The organism is Pseudomonas sp. FSL R10-1339, assembly GCF_009600545.1.
Taxonomy (GTDB): domain Bacteria; phylum Pseudomonadota; class Gammaproteobacteria; order Pseudomonadales; family Pseudomonadaceae; genus Aquipseudomonas; species Aquipseudomonas bubulae.
In genome coordinates this window covers 1-860 of the sequence record NZ_WIVQ01000238.1, presented here as the reverse complement: position 1 = coordinate 860, position 860 = coordinate 1, and the positions used below count along the sequence as shown (strand labels likewise).

Here is an 860-nt window from a genome sequence, read left to right as displayed (position 1 = left end):
ACTTTGCTCTGCTCCTTAGCCTTTTTGTTTTCCATCTGGAAAGTCATGGCCACCTTGAGCACCTCCTTAACCTGATCTTTGGTAAGGCCCTTGAAAGGCCCCTGGAGCGACTCTAGGCGGTTTCTCAGGTCCTGAGCCGTATCCTGCATCTCTTTCGCTCTACGTCGCTCCTGAAGCGCTGTAGCGGCTACGGCGATAGTCCCTGCGAATCCATCGTTGACTGCTTTGGTCAGTCGCTCGGCCACCACCTCTGGCGTCTCGACATCGCTTGAAAACAGCCCTTTGCGCAGTACCCGCGGCTCTACGGCCTTCGGTGTAATCACCGCCAAAGGCTTCACGCCACGCTCTACGGCGGCGTAGTGCTGCTGGATCGTCTGATGGGTGGCCTTACTGCCCTCGATCCCGCGCTCCAGCCCCAAATCAGCGACACAGCTGGCGTAGCTGGTCTGGTCGGCACGCATCTTGTCCCGACTGCCGATGAATTCCTTGGCGCTCAGGCGCTTGTCCTGCGTCAGCGGCACCACGAAAGCAGACAGATGCGGTGTGGCCTCGTCCCTGTGGATGCTGGCCGTAACAATCCGATCGGCGCCGTACTTGTCGGCCAGCCATTGCAGGGAGCGCTGAAAGAACTCCTTTTCCTGTTCTGGTGTCGCTTTGGCGAACCATTCAGGGCTGGCCGTCATCACGTATTCGACGGCCAGAACCGCGTCCTTGCGCCGTTTCTCCGGCAGCAAAGCCCGCAGTTTGCCCATCGCCTCATCAGTGCTTTTCGCGACCAGGTGCTGATTGTCGGGTGTGCGCTCCTGGTCAGCATTGTGCGTCTCGCGTTCGCGGTAGCAATGCTGCATCGAGGCCGCTAC

Annotated in this window: 1 protein-coding gene; it reads right to left on the bottom strand. The window is 59.4% G+C overall.

What is annotated here, in order from left to right; translation table 11 throughout:
- A partial coding sequence (mobV, locus tag GHO03_RS24600; RefSeq protein ID WP_153400698.1) for a MobV family relaxase occupies positions 1–860 on the bottom strand: 860 nt, incomplete at both ends.